The 19,523-nt window shown below is 39.9% G+C and carries 22 protein-coding genes; 2 read left to right on the top strand and 20 right to left on the bottom strand.

The genetic code is table 11. The annotated features are described in order from the left end of the window. Window positions 1–79: 79 nt before the first annotated feature. From K6V48_RS03870 to K6V48_RS03850, 5 genes are all read right to left on the bottom strand, one after another. Entirely contained in the window at window positions 80–682 is a 603-nt protein-coding gene (locus K6V48_RS03870) for an L-threonylcarbamoyladenylate synthase (RefSeq protein WP_161942924.1), read from the bottom strand. Next, window positions 669–1,502 carry a peptide chain release factor N(5)-glutamine methyltransferase gene (prmC, locus tag K6V48_RS03865; protein WP_105127181.1) on the bottom strand — a complete coding sequence of 278 codons (834 nt, stop codon included), beginning with the start codon at window positions 1,500–1,502 and terminating at the stop codon, window positions 669–671. Before prmC ends, K6V48_RS03870 begins: the two co-directional genes overlap by 14 nt. After that, window positions 1,502–2,581 (bottom strand): peptide chain release factor 1, encoded by a 1,080-nt coding sequence (gene prfA / locus K6V48_RS03860; RefSeq protein WP_105127182.1) that lies wholly within the window; start codon window positions 2,579–2,581, stop codon window positions 1,502–1,504. Before prfA ends, prmC begins: the two co-directional genes overlap by 1 nt. A 278-nt stretch (window positions 2,582–2,859) precedes the next feature. After that, window positions 2,860–3,441, bottom strand: a complete 582-nt coding sequence (locus K6V48_RS03855; protein WP_105127183.1) for a thymidine kinase — start codon at window positions 3,439–3,441, stop codon at window positions 2,860–2,862. 155 nt (window positions 3,442–3,596) lie between these two features. Then, on the bottom strand, window positions 3,597–4,799 hold the full coding sequence (locus tag K6V48_RS03850) for an MFS transporter (protein WP_105127184.1): 1,203 nt from the start codon (window positions 4,797–4,799) through the stop codon (window positions 3,597–3,599). Window positions 4,800–4,888: 89 nt separating this feature from the next. Between K6V48_RS03850 and K6V48_RS03845 the strand changes: the two genes are divergently transcribed. Together K6V48_RS03845 and K6V48_RS03840 are read left to right on the top strand one after the other, a co-directional pair. Then, on the top strand, window positions 4,889–5,758 hold the full coding sequence (locus K6V48_RS03845; protein WP_105127185.1) for a helix-turn-helix domain-containing protein: 870 nt from the start codon (window positions 4,889–4,891) through the stop codon (window positions 5,756–5,758). A gap of 23 nt (window positions 5,759–5,781) precedes the next feature. Further along, a complete protein-coding gene (locus K6V48_RS03840; protein ID WP_002934978.1) occupies window positions 5,782–5,964 on the top strand; it encodes a 4-oxalocrotonate tautomerase in 183 nt (60 codons plus the stop codon). Between the two features lie 49 nt (window positions 5,965–6,013). Here the strand turns inward: K6V48_RS03840 and lepA are convergent, their stop codons facing one another. The 15 genes from lepA to K6V48_RS03765 all read right to left on the bottom strand — a co-directional run bounded on the left by lepA (window position 6,014) and on the right by K6V48_RS03765 (window position 19,322). Continuing rightward, window positions 6,014–7,846, bottom strand: coding sequence for a translation elongation factor 4 (gene lepA, locus K6V48_RS03835; protein WP_172040377.1), 1,833 nt, complete (start codon window positions 7,844–7,846; stop codon window positions 6,014–6,016). A 97-nt stretch (window positions 7,847–7,943) separates the two neighbouring features. Continuing rightward, window positions 7,944–8,357 (bottom strand): nucleoside-diphosphate kinase, encoded by a 414-nt coding sequence (gene ndk / locus K6V48_RS03830; protein WP_172054779.1) that lies wholly within the window; start codon window positions 8,355–8,357, stop codon window positions 7,944–7,946. Between the two features lie 21 nt (window positions 8,358–8,378). Continuing rightward, window positions 8,379–8,966, bottom strand: coding sequence for a ribosome biogenesis GTP-binding protein YihA/YsxC (yihA, locus tag K6V48_RS03825; protein WP_024392204.1), 588 nt, complete (start codon window positions 8,964–8,966; stop codon window positions 8,379–8,381). A 60-nt stretch (window positions 8,967–9,026) separates the two neighbouring features. After that, window positions 9,027–10,253, bottom strand: a complete 1,227-nt coding sequence (gene clpX, locus K6V48_RS03820; protein WP_024404609.1) for an ATP-dependent Clp protease ATP-binding subunit ClpX — start codon at window positions 10,251–10,253, stop codon at window positions 9,027–9,029. A gap of 197 nt (window positions 10,254–10,450) precedes the next feature. Continuing rightward, window positions 10,451–10,963, bottom strand: a complete 513-nt coding sequence (locus K6V48_RS03815) for a dihydrofolate reductase (RefSeq protein WP_105105845.1) — start codon at window positions 10,961–10,963, stop codon at window positions 10,451–10,453. 220 nt (window positions 10,964–11,183) lie between these two features. Next, window positions 11,184–12,023: a thymidylate synthase gene (locus tag K6V48_RS03810; RefSeq protein WP_024396521.1), complete on the bottom strand. Its 840-nt coding sequence runs from the start codon at window positions 12,021–12,023 to the stop codon at window positions 11,184–11,186. Window positions 12,024–12,075: 52 nt separating this feature from the next. Then, window positions 12,076–12,378: a hypothetical protein gene (locus K6V48_RS03805; protein WP_222368072.1), complete on the bottom strand. Its 303-nt coding sequence runs from the start codon at window positions 12,376–12,378 to the stop codon at window positions 12,076–12,078. 12 nt (window positions 12,379–12,390) lie between these two features. Then, window positions 12,391–12,669: a hypothetical protein gene (locus K6V48_RS03800; RefSeq protein ID WP_024392210.1), complete on the bottom strand. Its 279-nt coding sequence runs from the start codon at window positions 12,667–12,669 to the stop codon at window positions 12,391–12,393. Between the two features lie 124 nt (window positions 12,670–12,793). Beyond that, window positions 12,794–13,753: an ROK family glucokinase gene (locus K6V48_RS03795; protein ID WP_105127191.1), complete on the bottom strand. Its 960-nt coding sequence runs from the start codon at window positions 13,751–13,753 to the stop codon at window positions 12,794–12,796. Between the two features lie 161 nt (window positions 13,754–13,914). Continuing rightward, on the bottom strand, window positions 13,915–14,250 hold the full coding sequence (locus K6V48_RS03790) for a hypothetical protein (protein WP_222368069.1): 336 nt from the start codon (window positions 14,248–14,250) through the stop codon (window positions 13,915–13,917). Beyond that, complete coding sequence (locus tag K6V48_RS03785; protein WP_222368067.1) at window positions 14,251–16,119, bottom strand: ABC-F family ATP-binding cassette domain-containing protein; 1,869 nt, start codon at window positions 16,117–16,119, stop codon at window positions 14,251–14,253. Beyond that, window positions 16,112–17,323: a CCA tRNA nucleotidyltransferase gene (locus K6V48_RS03780; protein WP_222368065.1), complete on the bottom strand. Its 1,212-nt coding sequence runs from the start codon at window positions 17,321–17,323 to the stop codon at window positions 16,112–16,114. The genes K6V48_RS03785 and K6V48_RS03780 overlap by 8 nt, the downstream gene beginning before the upstream one ends. After that, window positions 17,320–18,087 carry a 4-hydroxy-tetrahydrodipicolinate reductase gene (gene dapB / locus K6V48_RS03775; RefSeq protein WP_172039148.1) on the bottom strand — a complete coding sequence of 256 codons (768 nt, stop codon included), beginning with the start codon at window positions 18,085–18,087 and terminating at the stop codon, window positions 17,320–17,322. The genes K6V48_RS03780 and dapB overlap by 4 nt, the downstream gene beginning before the upstream one ends. Before the next feature lie 8 nt (window positions 18,088–18,095). Then, window positions 18,096–18,947: a DegV family protein gene (locus K6V48_RS03770; RefSeq protein ID WP_222368063.1), complete on the bottom strand. Its 852-nt coding sequence runs from the start codon at window positions 18,945–18,947 to the stop codon at window positions 18,096–18,098. Next, window positions 18,948–19,322: a DUF1149 family protein gene (locus K6V48_RS03765; RefSeq protein ID WP_024396527.1), complete on the bottom strand. Its 375-nt coding sequence runs from the start codon at window positions 19,320–19,322 to the stop codon at window positions 18,948–18,950. Between the last annotated feature and the right edge of the window lie 201 nt (window positions 19,323–19,523).

The raw sequence follows: 19,523 nt of genomic DNA, 5'->3' as shown, positions 1-19,523 counted from the left end.
AAACTTATAATTGAATTTCTTAGATATAAATGATGGTTTAAATATGTGAATGGACCCATTCATCTACTCAAATCATTCTTCAATCCTCGAATTCAATTTCAGGTATTTCTTTTTGAATGAGCTCACGACTTATTGCACCTTGACGCAAAATCCGCGCTTTCTGTCCAGAAAGGTCCAAAATCGTTGAATCAATGCCTGTCAAGGCTTGGTCGTCCTCAATGCCAGGCAAATCAACTGAAAATTGTGCCTGGATGTCCGAAAACTTCTTGCCACTTTCATTTCCTGAAATATTGGCGGACGGTCCAATAAGTGGACCAGTCTCAGAAATCAATTGTAAGGTTTTTACGTGATTAGGTACACGAAATCCAACAGTATCCAGTCCAGAATTAACCCAAAAAGGAACATTGTCATTCGCTTTTAGGATAATCGTTAGTGGTCCTGGCATAAACCTATTATACAGTTTTTCCAGAAAAAAGGGAGTATTTTGACTGAAAAAATATATATCGTTCAGATTTGAGACATTTAAGTTCATTGCCTTGTCCCTAGGGCGCTGTTTCAACTGATAGACACGATTGACCGCCTCTTCATTCAAGGCTTGGGCAAACAGTCCGTAGACTGTCTCAGTGGGAAGAACTACAGCCCCTCCACTAGTTAGAATTTTTCGGAGTTTATCTATTGTCATCCGCTACGACCTTTCTATCCTGTCCAAATTGGTCTTTGAGGACTCGAATTCGCTTTTTTGGAAAATGCAGAGCAAGTAAGTCGGTTAGGTCTTGCCCTTGTTTATATCCAATTTCAAAGTAGAGTTTTCCATTTTTATTCAAAAATGCACCTGCTTGCTCCGCAATTTGTCTATAAATAGCCATGCCATCTTCTTCCGCAAATAAGGCCAGATGTGGCTCAGAAGTCAATACATTGAGTCCAACTTCATTTGTGTCAACTGGTGAGATGTAAGGCGGATTGGAAACAATGATGTCAAATTGACCTGTCACAGCTTGCAAGACATCCGATTCTAGAAAGTGAACAGAGACTTGGTTGGTTCTTGCATTTTCCTGAGCCACTTCTAGGGCATCCTTTGAAATATCAACCGCAACCACTTCCCAATCAGGTCTAGCTTTTGCAAGGGAAATAGCTATGGCACCGCTTCCTGTACCGATGTCTAAGATACGCAAACCTGCTCTGCTATTTTCCTGCAAAATCAAATCAACTAATTCTTCCGTTTCAGGTCTTGGAATCAAGACTCGCTCATCAACCGCAAACTCCATGCCATGAAAATCAGCCTTGCCGATAATGTACTGGGCAGGTCGGTGCTGGGAAAGTTGCTGAAAAATCGCATCAATCTCTTCTTTGTCAGTCGGTGTAACTTCCTGACGGAGCAGGAGGAGAAATTCCGTAAAGTTCAGTCCCTTTAAGCCACGAAAGGTGAAGGACAGGGATTCTGCCTCTTCACCAATTGCGACTAATTGTTCTTCGTATGCTGCAAATAATTGAGCGTAATTCATTATTTGTTAAGCTCTTCTAGTTTTTGCGTTTGATCGTAGAGAACAAGGGCATCTACGACTTCGTCCATCTTACCTGACAAGATAGTATCTAGCTTTTGCAAGGTTAAGCCGATACGGTGGTCTGTCACACGGTTTTGTGGGAAGTTGTATGTACGGATACGCTCTGAACGGTCACCTGTACCGATAGTTGATTTACGCTCAGCATCCTGCTCATCTTGGGCAATCTGTGCAAAGTGATCCGCAACACGGGCACGGATAATCTTCATGGCCTTATCACGGTTTTTCTGCTGGGTCCGTTCTTCCTGCATTTCTACCTTGATGTTGGTTGGCAAGTGAACGATACGCACGGCAGTTGCAACCTTGTTGACGTTCTGTCCACCAGCACCAGATGCGTGGTAAATATCGACACGAAGATCTTTTGGATCAATGTCATATTCCACTTCTTCAACTTCTGGCATGATGAGAACGGTTGCTGTTGAGGTGTGGACACGACCTTGGCTTTCTGTCACAGGGACACGTTGGACACGGTGAGCTCCTGATTCATACTTGAGTTTTGAATAAACGGATTGACCAGAGACCATGGCAACCACTTCCTTGATACCGCCGACACCATTATAAGAAGCCTCCATGACTTCAAAACGCCAGCCTTGACCTTCTGCATATTTTTGATACATGGTCAAAAGGTCACCAGCAAAGAGGGCAGCTTCATCACCACCTGCGGCACCACGGATTTCCAAGATGATATTTTTGTCATCGTTAGGGTCTTTTGGTAAAAGAAGGATTTTGAGCTTTTCTTCGTAAGCCTCTTTATCAGCCTTAGCTTGTTTGAGTTCTTCCTTAGCCATTTCCTCCAGGTCAGCATCACCAGAAGATTCCTTGATCATCTCTTCTGCATCGATAATATTTTGAAGTACAGTCTTATATTCGCGGTAGGCTGTAACCGTATCACGAGTTGCAGCTTCTTCCTTAGATAACTCCATAAATCGCTTGGTATCGCTGACTACGTCAGGGTCAGACAACAGTTCACCAAGTTCCTCATAGCGGTCCTCCACCGCCTGTAATTGATCGTAGATGTTCATAAGATTAAGATACAAAGCCCGTTAAGCAAGCACAGTCAAAATAGGAATTTCGACCAAGTGTTACAAACACTTGGAGAAATTATCTTTTTGACACAGCTTGTAGGGCGTGTTCATTTCCTTTCTGTAATATGTAGGTCATAAAACAGGCACAGTTCGTAGCCCGAATTCAGTTCCTTTGCCGTAGTATGTAAGTTATGAAAATTGGTACAGAGTCATAGGCAAATTCAGTTCTATATAGTTGCTCAGTTTACAGTCGCTTCTCATTTTATTTTCAAAAATTAGGGTAATTCTTTTATTTCTGGTGAAAAATAATGTTTGCGACAGACAGGAATGTAGGTTTCATTGCCACCAATTTGGATTTGTTCTCCTTCATAAGTAGGTTTTCCATCCTGCGTTCTCAAAACCATTGTCGCTTTTTTGGAGCAATATTGGCAGATGGTTTTGATTTCTTCAATCTTGTCTGCCAGTAGCAACAATTCACGTGAGCCTTCGAACAAATGGTTTTGGAAATCATTTTTCAAACCAAAAGCCATTACGGGAACATTCAGTTCATCAACCACTTTCGCCAACTCATAAACATGGTGACGGCGAAGAAATTGGGCCTCGTCAATGAGAACACAGTATGGGCGTGGCTCCATTTTCTCAATAAAATGAAATACGTCCATGTCATCTTCAATTGCGACTGCATCACGACGCATGCCAATACGACTTGACACGACACCAAAAGCATCACGGGTATCAAGTGCTGAAGTCATGATGACGACAGGCTTGCCCTGCTCCTCATAATTGTGGGCTACTTTCAATATCTCAATTGTTTTCCCAGAGTTCATGGTACCATATTTATAGTATAATTGAGCCACTTTTCAACTTCCAATCTAAGAACCTGCATTCATCCTGAATTTGGACTATAGGATCTAAATTTCGCTCTTTCCATTTTACCATAAAACACTGATTATGGGAATGAGAAAAACAAGCCCGTACGAGCTTGTTTGGAGTGTGTAAATTTGTAGGTCAGCTAATCTTTGAGTACCCTAGCGAATACGAGCGCAAGAATGACAACTATCAGTCCAACAAAGAAAAGGTTGTAAGTAAATGTTGGGCTTAAAAGGAGTGAAAATACTCCTGTTCCGATTGGCATAAATAAGATAGCCACCGTAAAGATAATCCCAAACACGCGTCCGAGAAAATCATTGTCCACGTCACGTTGGACGATGGAGAAAAATTGGATATTGAAAATAGCCAGAAAGAGACTAAAAAGGGCTGGTGACAAGGTAAGGGCTATGGGATGGTGGAAGAGGAAATATAAAAATGGTGCCGTTGTGAGGCAAAGTCCTGACAAACCAATGAAAACCATCAATTTCATATTCGACAATTCTTTATTGAGAATGCCGCTCAAAATCGCTCCGAGAAAGCCACCGATTGCTTCTGCCGTTAGGAAAGTTCCGTAGAGACCATCATCGGGCAAGTTGGGAAACATCTGATTGCTGTAGGGCAACAAGAGATTATAGGCCGAAAGGAAAAAATTTACCAAGGCAGACAGGACAATAAACAAAAATATCTTTTGATGGCTCAGAATATACTTAAATCCCATGACCAAATCGTTCAGAATAATCGACACCGTCACTCTATCTTTGGCAATAATTTCTTCATTGACTGGTTTAATATAAAAAATGAAAAGAGCTGCTAGCCAGAAGGAAACACCGTCTAAGATGAGCACTCCTCGCACACCAAGTTGTTGATACAAGAAGATTGCTATCAGAGGAACAAGCACTTTGGTAATGGTACTACTGGTTTCCAAAAATGAATTGAGCTTGGCAATTGAGTCTTTCTTGACAATTTCTTTGGTAAAGGCTTTGTAGGTCGGCGACGCAAATGAACCCAAAAAGGCCAAAATCATATTGGTCAGAACGATGGCGTAAATCAGCCATTTTTCTTGACTAATAAAAGACAAGGCAATACAGGCCAGACCACTGAGAAAATTGGTTAGAATAATAATTTTTTTCCGCTTAAAACGATCCGCTATAACGCCACCGAATAGATTGAACAAGATACCGATGATACTTTCCATCGACTGATAAATACCGACCAGTGACAGGGAATGGGGACTGATACCAGCCAAGAATGTATTATTGGCAAAGTCAAACATAATATCCCCGATTTTGGAAATACTCTTACTTCCAATGAACCAGATTGTGTTGTTGATTTCCGTTTTTTTCATCTTTCCTCCTTTTTTTCCAACCGTTTTGGGATAATTTATTGTACAATAAATAAAACGTATGTGAAATTTTGTTGGGAAAGTGGGAAATTATGAAATCAAATTTAGGAAAAACACTACGGAAAATTCGCAAGGGAAAACAATTTAGCCTTGATGCTGTCGCTGACCAACACCTGTCCAAGTCGCAAATTTCCCGATTTGAACGAGGCGAGTCGGAAATTTCTTGCGCGCGACTAATCAATATTTTGGATAAATTGCACCTTTCTCTGGAAGAATTTATGACCCTGCATGACAGCGAGTATAGGCAAGAACAATCCTTCTTTCATTTGATGCACTATATTCGCGAAGAATATGTCGCGCAACAGGTTTCCTCGCTGAAAAATCTTCTGACTACTCCTTCTGATTTCCAGATTGGAACATTTGAAACCACTATGATCAAGTCCATCATTGCTACAATGGATACGACTGTCCAACCGACGGAGGACGAATTGGCTGAACTGACCGATTACTTGTTTGGTGTGGAAATTTGGGGGCATTACGAAATTATCCTACTAGCGAATTGTGTTAGGACGATAAAATACCAAACCTTCTTTCTCTTGACCAAGGAAATGATTGGTAACTACGTCTATGTATCGACAAACAAAACCAATAAGCGATTGGTCACGCAACTGGCTCTCAATTGTTTGATACAAAGTATTGACGAGGGAAAGCCAGAAAATTGCCAGTTTTTGATTGATGATATTACCAAGCTCTTAGAAAATGAATTAAACTTCTATGAACAGACTGTTTTTCTCTATGCACAAGGGTATTTTGCATACAAACAAGGCTCTGAAAAAGGGCGTGCTAGCATGGAGGAGGCCATTCTTGTATTTGAACTACTAGGGGAACAATCGTTAAAAGCCCATTATCTGGAGCATTTTGAAAAAATGTCAGAAAATCTTAGGCTAGATATGGTATACTAGGAAAAAAGAAAAGGAGATGTTTTATGCCATTTGTACGTATTGATTTGTTTGAAGGACGCACAGAAGAACAAAAGATTGCTCTTGCACGTGAAGTAACTGAGGTTGTATCTCGTAATACCAACGCACCAAAAGAAGCCATTCATGTTTTCATCAATGATATGCCTGAAGGGACTTACTACCCACAAGGTGAAATGAAACGAAAATAAGAGAAAACACTCTTGCAACAAAATGCAGGAGTGTTTCTTTATATCAAGATTATTTCTTATCGTCTTCATCCATGCTGAGAACGCTGAGGAAGGCTTCTTGTGGAACTTCGACAGATCCGATGGCCTTCATCCGTTTTTTACCAGCTTTTTGTTTTTCTAGGAGTTTGCGTTTACGGGAAACGTCACCACCATAACACTTGGCCAAAACGTTCTTCCGAAGAGCCTTGATGTCGCTACGGGCAACGATTTTTTGACCGATAGCAGCTTGGATTGGCACTTCAAACTGTTGACGAGGGATGATTTTCTTGAGTTTGTCCACGATGATTTTCCCACGTTCGTAAGCAAATTCCTTGTGTACAATAAAGCTGAGGGCATCTACCTTGTCGCCGTTCAAGAGAATATCCATTTTCACTAACTTAGATGAACGATACTCAGAAATTTCATAGTCAAAGCTAGCATATCCACGAGTAGATGACTTGAGTTTATCAAAGAAATCAAAGACAATCTCCGCAAGTGGAATTTGGTAGATAACATTGACACGATTATCATCGATATAATCCATGGTCACAAAGTCACCACGTTTGCGTTGGGCCAATTCCATCACCGCACCGACGTATTCCTGTGGCACCATGATTTGTGCCTTAACATAAGGCTCCTCAATACTTGCAATTTTTGTAGGATCTGGGAATTCTGACGGGTTGGCTACATCAATCATTTCACCATCTGTCATATTGACGTGGTAAACTACCGAAGGTGCAGTCATGATGAGGTCAATGTTAAATTCACGCTCTATCCGTTCTTGAATAACATCCATGTGCAAGAGACCTAAGAAGCCACAACGGAAACCAAAGCCGAGGGCCTGCGATGTTTCAGGTTCGAACTGCAAGCTGGCATCGTTGAGCTGGAGCTTTTCCAAGGCTTCACGGAGGTCATTGTACTTGTTGGAGTCAATTGGATAGATCCCAGCGAATACCATTGGATTCATCTGCTTGTAGCCTGCTAGTGGTTCGCTAGCAGGATTTTCCGCTAAGGTCACCGTATCACCGACACGGGTATCTGCCACGGTCTTGATAGAAGCTGCGATATAACCAACATCTCCAACTGCTAGAAAATCACGGCCAATAGCTTTTGGTGTAAAAATTCCGACTTCCGTAACATCGAAGGTCTTGCCATTGCTCATCATCTGGATGGTATCACCAGGCTTCACAACCCCATTGACAATACGGACTTGGAGGATGACCCCACGATAGGGATCATAGACAGAGTCAAAAATTAAAGCCTGTAATGGAGCTTCAACATCACCTGTTGGAGCGGGAACTTTCTCAACGATTTGTTCAAGAATCTCTTCAATACCAATTCCTGATTTAGCTGAAGCGGGAACCGCTTCCGAAGCGTCCAAACCAATGACATCTTCAATTTCTTGACGAACACGCTCAGGATCTGCAGCTGGTAGATCAATCTTATTAATGACTGGCAAGATTTCAAGATCATTGTCCAAGGCTAGATAAACATTAGCCAAGGTCTGTGCTTCAATACCTTGGGCTGCATCAACTACCAGAATTGCTCCTTCACAGGCAGCAAGTGAACGAGAAACTTCATAGGTAAAGTCAACGTGTCCTGGAGTGTCTATCAAATGGAAGATATAGGTTTCTCCATCTTTGGCGGTATAGTTAAGCTCGATAGCATTTAGCTTAATGGTTATGCCGCGTTCACGCTCCAAATCCATGCTATCTAACAATTGAGCCTGCATTTCACGACTAGAAACTGTTTCTGTCTTTTCGAGTATGCGGTCAGCCAAGGTTGATTTCCCATGGTCAATGTGAGCAATAATGGAGAAATTACGGATTTTCTCCTGTCGTTTTTTTAATTCTTCTAAATTCATGTTTCATCCTTTACAAGGGTATAATACTCTTCATTATATCAGATTTGGCTAGAACTTTCCATAAGAAAAACACCTAGAAATATAGGTGCCTACTCTGCTATTGTCCTAACCATAAAAAAATTTCACGATCAGCAGCTTCTGAGCAATCTGATCCATGTACGACATTCTCTACCATTCCACCAACCGGTGCCGTTGCAAAATCCCCACGAATAGTTCCTGGAAGTGCATTGACCGGATTAGTTGCACCCATCATATCTCTCCATGATTTGATAACTTCTGGACCTTCCAAAATTCCAGCAATGACAGGACCACTAGTCATATATTGAACCAATTGCGGAAAGAAAGGTTTGTCAGTCAAATGATCATAATGTTGCGCAATTAATGCCTCTGTTGCAGTCAGCATCTTCAAATCACGAATCTTGAATCCTCTACGTTCAATACGTGTAAGAATTTGTCCTGCCAATCCTCGCTCAAGCGCATCCGGTTTGATAATGAAGAATGTACGTTCCATGGCTTTTCTCCTGTCTATAAATTAGATATTTTTCAAGATTGCATCCCAAGCCTGATCATAGCCATGACGAGTTTCAGAAGAAAACACGACAAATTGATCCTTCTTATCAAAGTCCAACTTTTTCTTGATTATTGATTCGTGTTTGTTCCACTTGCCACGCGGTATTTTATCAGCCTTCGTTGCCACAATAATAACAGGAATGTCATAATATTTCAAGAAATCATACATCTGAACGTCATCAGCTGAAGGCTCATGGCGCATATCCACTAAGCTAACAACAACGCGGAGATTCTCTCTTGTTGTCAAATATTCTTCAATCATTTTGCCCCACTTGGCACGCTCTGTTTTTGAAACTTTTGCATAACCATAACCTGGAACATCCACAAAACGAATTTTATCATCTATGTTATAAAAATTAAGTTGTTGAGTTTTTCCAGGCTTTCCTGATGTACGAGCAAGATTTTTTCTACCTAAGAGGGTATTAATAAAGGAAGACTTCCCAACGTTTGATCGTCCAGCAAGGGCGATTTCCGGAAGATCGTCTTCTGGATATTGGGCTTTCGAAACCGCACTAAGCAGAATCTCAGCATTATGTGTATTGATTTCCATTTTGTACCTTTCATAAATAAGGGGAGAAAGTCAAAACCAATCACCCCTTATTGTACTTATTTAAGCAGTTTCTAGCAAAGGTTTTTCCTTACCATCTACTGCATCTTTTGTAACACGAACACGTTTTACATTCTCTTGACTAGGAACTTCAAACATCACATCCATCATGGTTTCTTCAATAATCGAACGAAGTCCCCGTGCACCTGTTTTCCGTTCAATAGCCTTTTTGGCAATTTCCTCCAAGGCATCCTGGTCAAATTCTAACTCCACATTATCGTAGGATAAAAGAGTTTGGTACTGTTTTACCAAAGCATTCTTCGGCTCAGTCAAAATACGAATCAGATCCTCTGTCGTTAATTGATCTAAGGCTGCAAAAACAGGTAATCGTCCAATCAACTCAGGAATAATACCAAATTTTTGAATATCATCAGCAATGATATGTTGCATGTAGGATTCTTTTTCATCAATAGCACGATTGTTTTGACCAAAACCAATGATTTTCTCTCCTAATCGTTGCTTAACAATTTCCTCGATACCATCAAACGCACCGCCAACGATGAAAAGAATGTTTTTCGTATCGACGTGAATCATTTCTTGATTAGGGTGTTTTCGTCCACCTTGTGGAGGTACACTAGCAACGGTTCCTTCAATAATTTTTAAGAGAGCTTGTTGGACACCTTCACCCGAGACGTCACGGGTAATGGACACATTTTCACCTTTTTTGGCAATTTTATCAATTTCATCCACATAGATGATACCTCTTTCAGCACGGTCAATGTTAAAATCTGCAGCCTGCAATAATTTAAGTAAAATATTTTCAACATCTTCACCAACATAACCAGCCTCAGTCAGCGCAGTTGCATCAGCAATCGCGAAAGGTACATTCAAACTTTTAGCCAAGGTCTGAGCTAGGAAGGTTTTTCCTGAACCAGTCGGACCAATCATCAAGATATTAGATTTTTGCAAATCAACATCGTTTTCATCGCGACTATCTTGGAAATTAATACGTTTGTAGTGATTATAAACAGCCACTGCCAATGCACGTTTAGCACGATCTTGTCCAATGACATAATTGTTTAAAATATTGAGTAATTCTTGTGGCTTTGGTGTGTCTGCCAAATCTGTCAGTACTTCTTCAGCCAATTCTTCACGAATGATTTCTTGAGCTAACTCAACACACTCATTACAAATGAAAACATTATTTCCTGCAATAATTTTTTTAACTTCTTCTTGGTTTTTACCACAAAATGAGCAATAGATAAGCTCTTGTGTATGCTTGACAGCCATGTGTTTCCTCTTTCATATATCTTATCTGAATAAAAAGCCATAAATTGCATGAATACTATTAACCAAATTGGTAAAAGCATTCAGTAAAAATAAAATAGCCAGACCAAAACGTTTCTTTCTAAAGGCTTGAACAGCACAAAGAACGCATATACCGCAGAGAAACGCTGTAAATAAACCGAATAAACTTCTCTCCATGCCTAACTTTCTCTTCTTTCGTAGGTTTTTATAGTAAAATCAAATGGATTTTCCTCATCTTTTAATCGGAGTGTTTTCTTCTGCAGGCAAAATTGTTCCATCGGAAAATCTTTCGGAAAGAAGGTATCTCCATCAAATTGACCATGAATATCTGTCACAATCAATTGGTCGATATATGCCGCAAATGCCATAAAAATCTGACTCCCACCAAGTACAAATAAAGTCTGCTCTTGATGTGCATACCAATCCAACACTTCCTCCACACTATGAACAACTGTAACCCGATCATTTTCCGCTACATATGATTGATCCTTTGTCAAAACGATAGTGTGACGATTTGGAAGTGCACGCTTGCCCATACCATCAAAAGTTATACGTCCCATCACCATCGTGTGACCAGTTGTCGTTTCTTTAAAATGAGCGAAGTCAGCGGGCAAGTACCAAGGTAGTTTATCGCCTTTTCCAATCAATCCATTTTCATCTTGAGCCCAAATAGCAACAATCTTTTTTGTCATTTTCTCTCACTTTCCGTCCTATCATTCTATCAAAAATTCACAAAAAATGCACTTACCAAGTAGGTCTAGTGCAAATTTTTATAGCTCTAAAAATGTAGCAGTACCCAAAGAAAACTGGAAGAGTGAAACAGTCTGAGTATAGACTGTTTCAGCCCGAGCTTAAAATTAAAGAAGCGAGGTGGAGGTTGGAGATATAGGCTGTTGGAAAACAGCCTACAACTTAAATAGCAAGATCAAACTTCAATTGAGGTTTAACCGGTTCATAGTCCACCAACTCAAAATCTTCTGCTTTAATATCAAAAAAGTTTGTTCCGTCAGGGACGTTGAGCACTAAACGAGGCTCAACTTCTGAAGGAGTCCTACGTAACAATTCTTCAGCTTGTTCAAACTGATTGTCATAGATATGAAGGTTGTTGATGAAATAGAAAAACTTCCCAACCTTCCAGCCAAAATGTTTAGCAATCATCATCTGAAGGGCTACATACTGCATCGCATTGATATGATGGGCAACCAACATATCATTTGAGCGTTGAGTAAGAGTTGCGTCCAGATAAATGTCCCCATCCACTCGTCGAACGTCAAACATGGTCTGAAAGGCACATGGCAAGAGACCTGCAGATTGGTCAAAAGCCTCATAGTCCCATAACGAAATGACATTGCGGCGATTCCAAGGATTTTCTTCCAATTGTTTGAGAATCTTGGAAATGATGTCATGCTTCTTAACAATAGCACCATAGCGTTCGCCAATCGTGCCGGTTCCTTCCACTTCCCAGTCATTCCAATACTGGACACCGTACTTTTCTTGTAAAACAGACAAGTCATTAGTCTGGTCTTGGTAAATCCAGAGAATTTCCTTTATGGCCGATTTAATAGGGATTGGCCGTAAGGTCGTGATAGGGAACTCGCCCTTTGCTAAATCATACTCCGCAAAGGCACCTGTAATGTACTTGGAATTGGCCACATTTCCATCCTTGTAACGGGGGCGAGCATTTTCTGAAAAAACGCCCTCTTCCATAATCTTACGAATGTTTTCTTTAAAAATACTATCTGCTTTTGTCATAGTTTTAGTATAGCAAAATCTAGCAAAAAACTCCAGTTTTGAACTGGAGTCCTCATTTATAGAGGAAGGGGTAGAAATTGAGCTGAAATAGACCAGAAAGGGAAGTTACTAAGCTGAGCAATATAAAATACAAAACAACCAAGACGGTACTCAATAATATCTGGCGATTATTTTTAGTGTAAATAGCCGTTGGTAAACTGGCTAGACCGAAAAAGGGAATGATGAAAAATGTTAGTTTGAAATTCACATTTACAATATCAAACCATTGACCTATTGGTAAAAATAGCATGACAATGAGAAATGTTGCAAGGCTGTAGAAAACTAAATTTAAACATTTTAATTGTGTCACACTCATAAGAAACTCCTTCTAGGGGCCAAATATAAAGTAGCCAATACCGAATATCAAAGGAAACGAGATAATTAAAAAGATACTAATTAAACCTGTCCACAATTTTTTATAGTAGATAGATAGTATAAGAATTAGAGTACCCAGCAGAGGGAGAATCAACATGGTTGCTACGTTTCCCCAGCTAGACGGGAAAAACCAGTCTCGAATCCAGTTATCAAGGAAAAAGGCAGATAACAAAATCAATAAACCAAGAATGGTCAGATAGTTGATTATTTTAGACATGTTTACCTGTTTCATAAGGTGCCACTCCTTTCTTTTTACACTTTCATTGTACGCTTAAACACTACATTTTTCAATATATGTATATAAGAAAATTGTAACAGCGGATTAAAAAAAGCAGAGTTTCCCCTGCTTCTAACAATTATTTTAATACAAGTGATGCTGCGCCTAATACACCTGCATCATTGCCTCGTGTTGCCAATACGATTTGTGTACTTTCCTTAATTTGTGGGAAGCTATTTTCTGCAAATACATTACGTACACCATCTAATAGGAATTCACCTGCAGCTGAAACACCACCACCAAGAACAATGTAGGCTGGATTTAAAACAGCTGCAATATTTGCACAAGCAACACCTAGGTATTCTGAGAAGTGACGGTAGACAATCAAAGCCAAATCGTCACCTTCTTTAGCTAAGTCAAACACATCTTTTGCAGTAACTTCTTCTCCGTCGTCAATCAATTGTTTCAGTTTGGCATCACCTGCGTATTCTTCAGCATAACGGCGTGTCAAATTCACAATACCTGTTGCTGAAGCAACAGTTTCCAAACAACCTTTTTTACCACAAGTACATGCAAATGGTGCATCAAAGTCAACTGTGATATGGCCCAATTCACCACCAGCACCTTTGACTCCACGAATCAAGTTTCCAGCAGCAATGACACCGCCACCGACACCTGTACCAAGAGTCATGAAGACAACATTCGGATTGTTATTTCCTGCACCAACCCATTGTTCACCAAGAGCCGCTACATTGGCATCATTGTCAATGTAAAAAGGTAAGCCGAGGGCAGATTCAAACTGATCTTTAACCAATTGCAAGGTTTTCCAATTGAGGTTGTAGGCACCGATAACAGTACCAGCTTCGCTATCAACGACACCTGGAGACCCCATACCAACACCAAGAAAATCTTCTTTCGTCAAACCATGTGTTTCAAAACGATGTTTGATGCTGTCAATGATATCAGGAACAATGTGGCTTCCCTCATCTAAAATATTTGTTTTGATAGACCATTTTTCTTGAATTTCACCTTCGGTAGTCAAAATCGCCAATTTAACAGAAGTTCCCCCAAGGTCAATTCCGATGATTTTTTTAGACATAAGATACTCCTAAAATCTGTTTTTTACAATTATACCACAATGCAAACCTTTGCGTAAAGCCTTTTCATGGATAAAATAATCCTTTGTTCAAGATTATCATTCCTATTCAATAGCTTTTATTCCAAAGAACTGTGTTTAAAATATTCTAAAAATAAGAAGCTCTATCGAAAAAGATAGAGCAAGATAATGAATTGAATATGCAAAATAAATCGACCCACGGAAAATAGCATCACAGTCGCAAATTGACTGCCTTCTTTGGTACCATTATACAAAAATAAGGTCGAGATAAAGGTAAATCCTAATGCAAATCCGAGCATTTGCAAATCATGATAAGATTGAGCATAAAAATAAAGGGTTATGGCTAGTAATAGCATAGACAAGACTGTCAAAACAAGTCTGAGCCCATTCATCTTTCTTGTTTTAAAATAACTAAATAAGGCTGCAACCAAGGTAACTAGCAGATAAATGACCATATAGGAAATGACAAGAATTTTCATCTAGCCCTCCAATTCACTTAAGTATTCATAACGCTCATATTTTTCCAATAGAGAATCATTTTTCTCATCCAACTCCTTTTGTAAGTCGGACAATTTTGTAAAATCACTTCCGCAAGTGAGCATTTCCGATTCAATCACCTGGATTCGATCTTCTAAACTAGTGATTTCATCTTCAATACTTGCCCATTCCTGCTTTTCAAAATAGGACATCCGCTTCTTGCTTGCCTTGACCTTTTCTGTTTTTTCCTTTGGCATTTCAAGCGAAATAGCAGAGCTGGAAGCCAGAAAGGCCTTCTCATCCAGATAGTCTGTGTAGTTGCCAAAGAAGGTTTCGATACCGCTATCTTCGAATGCTAAAATTTTATTGGCTACCTTATCTAGGAAATACCGATCATGGCTAACGGTAATCACTGGACCAGAAAAACCTTGTAAGAAATGTTCGAGTACTGTCAAGGTTGCAATATCCAAATCATTTGTTGGTTCATCTAAGAGAAGTACATTTGGTCGTTGCAAAAGAATTTTGAGTAAATAAAGCCGCTTCTTCTCCCCGCCTGACAACTTTTCGATCAGAGTGCCATGCATATTCCGCGGAAAGAGAAATTGTTCTAGGAGCTCCGCAATTGAGACCATGCCAGAACTTGTCTTAGCTTCTTCAGCCACTTCTTGCAAGAAATTGATAACACGCTTGCTTTCATCTAATCCTTTGATAGTTTGCGAGAAATAGCCGATTCGGATGGTTTCCCCAATGTCCACTTTTCCGCTATCTGCTTGTAACTCACCAGCAATCAGATTCAAAAGGGTGGATTTTCCTTTACCATTGTCTCCGACAATCCCAATGCGATCCTTATTTTGAATGAGTAAATTAAAGTCTGATAAAATGGGCTTATCTGGATACGAAAAGCTGACATGTTCAAAGTTGATGACTTTTTTACCAATACGTGAGGTTTCAAAATTTAATTCCAACTCACTGTCATCTATTGACTGAGCTAAATCACCCTTTAGGTCATGAAAACGATTGATACGAGCTTGTTGCTTTGTGGCACGCGCTTGTGGCTGTCTTCGCATCCATGCCAGTTCTTGCTTGTACAATTGCTCTTTCTTATGGCGAAGAGCTGCGTCACGCTCATCCTGTTCAGCTTTTAAGCGCACATAATCTTGGTAATTTCCCTGATATTCAGTTAAATTTGCACGGTCTAGCTCAAAAATCCGTGTTGCAACATTGTCCAAGAAATAGCGATCATGGGTAATAAAGAGGACAGACTTTTTGGTATTTTTTAAAAACGTTGTCAACCACTCAATCGTATCAATATCTAAGTGGTTGGTAGGTTCATCGAGTAATAAAAGGTCTGCATGACCAAGAAGGACTTGGGCCAATTGAACACGTCTACGCAAACCACCTGAGAGTTCAGAAACAGTCTTATTTAACTCAGTAAGGCCTAACTTTGAAAGAACCGTTTTGACCTGACTTTCGATTTCCCAAGCATTTAATGCATCCATTTCAGTCATTACAATTTCTAACTTTGATTGACTTGCTTCATCATAATTCGACATGAGCATCTCGTACTCACGAATCAACTGCATTTCGCGTAAATCCGAAGATAAAACCGTATCTAAAACTGTTTTACTCTCATCAAAAACAGGCTCCTGAGTCAAATATGAAATTTTATATGTATTTTTTGTACGAAATGGAGATACATCCCCATCAAATCCAATTCGACCTGATAAGACATCCAAGAGAGTTGTTTTTCCAGTTCCATTGACCCCGATTATCCCAATGCGATCTCCTTGGTGAATAATGAAAGAAAGGTCAGAAAAGACCGTCTTATCTCCTACTGACTTGGTAAGATGTTCAACGATAAAATCACTCATTATCTAAGATTCCTTTCACAAATGTCATAATTTCTGCAGATGAATTAGCTAAGTTCCCCTCAACGATTTGGAATTCAATTTCTTTTAATAACTCACCTAGAACTGGCCCTGGTTTAAGACCAAATGCTTGCATGAGATGACCACCATTAACAACAATTTCGTGTCTATCATGTATTGTTAAAGATTGGTCAACTCTTTCTATTGCTTTGAAATCTGTAGAGAAACCTTGAGCTTGACGCAATTCCTCAACCAAATAGAGCAATTCTTTGCCATATTTGAAACAAATTTGTTTTGTGACAGTTCCTGCATGCCGCATGTGGTATATTTCTACTAATTGAATAACCGTCCGTTGAAAATCATTACTGGTCTTCCATTTTTTCAGGAAAGATTTGATATTTTCAATTTCCAAGCAAACAAAAAGCATGGCCCAAGCTTGTTCAGAAGTTGAAAATCGGAAAGCCTCATCTAAACGAGTCAACATGGTCTCTAACTGTTCACCTTTTCCTGCCAAATCAGGCAAGAACTGATAAGCCTTAGAATCTATCATCGCACGCAAGCCATTTCGCCAATAATCAGCGACCAGGAGCTTATCAAATTCGATAAAACTCCGTTCTACAGATATTTTTTCCAAGAGTGGTGCAGTATCTACCATTGCTTTAAAAGTCATTTCCTCGATTTTAAAGTTCAGTGTTGCTGCAAAACGAAAGCCCCGCATGATTCGTAAGGCATCCTCATTAAAACGTTCGGACGGAATACCAACAGCCCGAAGTGTATGATTTTCTAGGTCAGAAAGCCCTTGAAATAGGTCAATGATTGTTGACTCCTCATCAAGAGCGAACGCATTCACTGTGAAATCACGACGTTTCAAATCATCTTCCAGGGAGCGCACAAAGGAAACCTGACTCGGTCGCCGAAAGTCAACATAGTCCTCTTCCGTCCGAAAGGTGGTAATTTCATACTCTTTTTGTCCTTCCAAAACCAAGACTGTTCCATGTTCAATGCCAACGTCAAATGTGCGTGGAAAAATTTGCTTGGTTTCTTGCGGATAACTGGATGTAGCAATATCAACATCATGAATTGGCCTTCCTAGAATTGCGTCACGAACAGACCCCCCTACAAAATAGGCCTCATATCCAGCTAATTTAATTTTCTCTAAAATCGGCAAAGCCTCCTGAAACTCAGAAGGCAGATTGGTTAATTTCATAATAAGTGTTCCAAACCATAAACGAGTTGTGAGCGATGAACAACCTCTTTAATGCCAAGGTTAACACCACTCATAAAAGAAATACGATCATATGAATCATGTCGAATTGTCAGACCCTCACCTTGTGCACCAAAGATGACCTCTTGGTGAGCGACCAAGCCTGGTAAGCGAACGGAATGAATGCGGAACCCATCGAATGCTGCGCCACGAGATCCAGCAATTAATTCTTCTTCATCTGCTGCACCCTGAAGTAGGGTTGGCCGTACTTGAGAAATCAGCTCGGCTGTTTTTACAGCTGTACCACTTGGTGCATCTTTCTTCTTATCATGGTGAAGTTCAATAATTTCAAGATTAGGGAAATACTTAGCTGCTTGAGCGGCAAATTGCATTAACAAGATCGCTCCGATTGCAAAGTTTGGTGCAATCAATCCACCTAAACCTTTTTCAGCAGACAAAGTTGTCAATTCTTCAATTTCTTCCGAAGTAAATCCAGTCGTCCCAACGACAGGTGCAAACCCATTTTCTAAAGCAAAACGGGTATTTTCGTAAGCAAATTTTGGTGTTGTAAAGTCAACCCAAACATCCGCTTCCACGTCCGCGACTTCTTCCTTGGTTTTGAAAACAGGAACACCACCAACTTCGGTCTCGGTTGCAAATGGATCCACTAAGGCAGCCAACGAGAGGTCTGCATCACCATTGACCATTTCTACGGCTGTTGATCCCATTTTCCCTTTAAAACCAGCAATAATCACATTAATTGTCATAAGAACTCCTATTCAATAATGGGTGAAATACCAAAAGCTATGGCACCTTCGCCTAAATGAGTACCAATTACAGAACCAAATGTGACGATTGGTAACTCGCTAGTAACCCCAGCTTCTTCCAACAAATCCTTGAAATTATCTGCTTTTTCAGGAGCATTCGCATGAATAATAGCTAGTTGATAGTGTCCATCCGCAGTTTTTTCCTGTAAAATTTCAAGAAGTCGTTTCACAGCCTTTTTCTCTGTACGAACTTTTTCGTATACTTCAATCTTCCCTTCGGAAGTAAAATAAAGAATTGGTTTGATACTCAAAAGGTTTCCCAGAATCGCAGCAGCATTCGACAAGCGTCCCCCTTTTACCAAATGATCTAAATCATCTACCATAATAAAAGCTGATGTTTGTTCGATTTGACAGTTAAGTTTTTCACAAATCGTTTCAAAATCCTGACCAGCGTCAGCCCATCTGAGAACATTCTCTACCATCATGCCAAGCGGTGCAGAAGTAATTTTTGAATCTGGGAATGCAATGGTTAGATTTTCAAATTCATCAACCAAATACTGAATATTTTGATAAAAACCTGAAATTCCTGACGATAAAAACAGACCAATTACATGAGTAAATCCTTGTTCCGATACTTGAGACAGGATTTCTTCCAATTTCATCAAACTTGGCTGACTCGTTTTTGGTAATTCTGCTGAAGCAGCCATTTTTTGATAGAATTCTGATGCTGTTAAATTCTGTCCTTCTATATAAGACTCCCCATCAATCGTAACAGGAATGGGTAGAACAAAGACACGCTCATCAGAAATAATCGTTTCGCTTAAAACAGCCGAGCTGTCAGTAATAACTGCTATTTTCATTTAAATCTCCAAATTCACACCGGGTGCATCAAATGCAATTTCGGTTACATCATATGTCATTCTCTTTAAGATATCCAAAAGTGGTTCAACCAAGACACGCTTATCTTCGTTTGTAAATTCAGTTGGTTCTTCAACGAAACGGTTTTGCAAGTGAACAGCTTGGCTCATCGCTCCAGAAATAACATGTTGATTCAATACAATCATAAATCGGAGAATTGTAATCATAGATGTTTTATTTTCCTCACGACTATGCTTGAGCAATTGAAAATCAACGTTCAATTTTGTCACTGGGACTCCATTTTCTTTTTCCCATTCGTGATTACGAGCATCAAAATGATATTGATTAACAAATTCTTTTTCGCGAATAATTTCCATCTTTTTTCTCCAATACACAGTAATAGAATTATTATACCATAGTTTGTGGCGAAAATAAAAAAAACCTTGCCAACAGACAAGGTTTTTATATGTACGACGGGCATGTCGTACATCTGAGGTGAAAGTCCTCTGTGGACACCCGCTACCGGTGAACCCCAAAGCGACTCCCAAGCCTGACTATCGTGAGGTAGCGGGGAGAGG

Source organism: Streptococcus suis, from assembly GCF_019794555.1.
Classification (GTDB): domain Bacteria; phylum Bacillota; class Bacilli; order Lactobacillales; family Streptococcaceae; genus Streptococcus; species Streptococcus suis_AB.
This window is presented reverse-complemented; position numbering and strand designations above follow the sequence as displayed.

What these genes read in the sequence shown, in the direction of transcription:
- K6V48_RS03870 (WP_161942924.1), bottom strand. Translation starts at nt 682, where the DNA reads ATGACAATAGATAAACTCCGAAAAATTCTAACTAGTGGAGGGGCTGTA.
- prmC (WP_105127181.1), bottom strand. Translation starts at nt 1,502, where the DNA reads ATGAATTACGCTCAATTATTTGCAGCATACGAAGAACAATTAGTCGCA.
- prfA (WP_105127182.1), bottom strand. Translation starts at nt 2,581, where the DNA reads ATGAACATCTACGATCAATTACAGGCGGTGGAGGACCGCTATGAGGAA.
- K6V48_RS03850 (WP_105127184.1), bottom strand. Translation starts at nt 4,799, where the DNA reads ATGAAAAAAACGGAAATCAACAACACAATCTGGTTCATTGGAAGTAAG.
- K6V48_RS03845 (WP_105127185.1), top strand. Translation starts at nt 4,889, where the DNA reads ATGAAATCAAATTTAGGAAAAACACTACGGAAAATTCGCAAGGGAAAA.
- K6V48_RS03840 (WP_002934978.1), top strand. Translation starts at nt 5,782, where the DNA reads ATGCCATTTGTACGTATTGATTTGTTTGAAGGACGCACAGAAGAACAA.
- lepA (WP_172040377.1), bottom strand. Translation starts at nt 7,846, where the DNA reads ATGAATTTAGAAGAATTAAAAAAACGACAGGAGAAAATCCGTAATTTC.
- ndk (WP_172054779.1), bottom strand. Translation starts at nt 8,357, where the DNA reads ATGGAACGTACATTCTTCATTATCAAACCGGATGCGCTTGAGCGAGGA.
- yihA (WP_024392204.1), bottom strand. Translation starts at nt 8,966, where the DNA reads ATGGAAATCAATACACATAATGCTGAGATTCTGCTTAGTGCGGTTTCG.
- clpX (WP_024404609.1), bottom strand. Translation starts at nt 10,253, where the DNA reads ATGGCTGTCAAGCATACACAAGAGCTTATCTATTGCTCATTTTGTGGT.
- K6V48_RS03815 (WP_105105845.1), bottom strand. Translation starts at nt 10,963, where the DNA reads ATGACAAAAAAGATTGTTGCTATTTGGGCTCAAGATGAAAATGGATTG.
- K6V48_RS03810 (WP_024396521.1), bottom strand. Translation starts at nt 12,023, where the DNA reads ATGACAAAAGCAGATAGTATTTTTAAAGAAAACATTCGTAAGATTATG.
- K6V48_RS03805 (WP_222368072.1), bottom strand. Translation starts at nt 12,378, where the DNA reads ATGAGTGTGACACAATTAAAATGTTTAAATTTAGTTTTCTACAGCCTT.
- K6V48_RS03800 (WP_024392210.1), bottom strand. Translation starts at nt 12,669, where the DNA reads ATGAAACAGGTAAACATGTCTAAAATAATCAACTATCTGACCATTCTT.
- K6V48_RS03795 (WP_105127191.1), bottom strand. Translation starts at nt 13,753, where the DNA reads ATGTCTAAAAAAATCATCGGAATTGACCTTGGGGGAACTTCTGTTAAA.
- K6V48_RS03790 (WP_222368069.1), bottom strand. Translation starts at nt 14,250, where the DNA reads ATGAAAATTCTTGTCATTTCCTATATGGTCATTTATCTGCTAGTTACC.
- K6V48_RS03785 (WP_222368067.1), bottom strand. Translation starts at nt 16,119, where the DNA reads ATGAGTGATTTTATCGTTGAACATCTTACCAAGTCAGTAGGAGATAAG.
- K6V48_RS03780 (WP_222368065.1), bottom strand. Translation starts at nt 17,323, where the DNA reads ATGAAATTAACCAATCTGCCTTCTGAGTTTCAGGAGGCTTTGCCGATT.
- dapB (WP_172039148.1), bottom strand. Translation starts at nt 18,087, where the DNA reads ATGACAATTAATGTGATTATTGCTGGTTTTAAAGGGAAAATGGGATCA.
- K6V48_RS03770 (WP_222368063.1), bottom strand. Translation starts at nt 18,947, where the DNA reads ATGAAAATAGCAGTTATTACTGACAGCTCGGCTGTTTTAAGCGAAACG.
- K6V48_RS03765 (WP_024396527.1), bottom strand. Translation starts at nt 19,322, where the DNA reads ATGGAAATTATTCGCGAAAAAGAATTTGTTAATCAATATCATTTTGAT.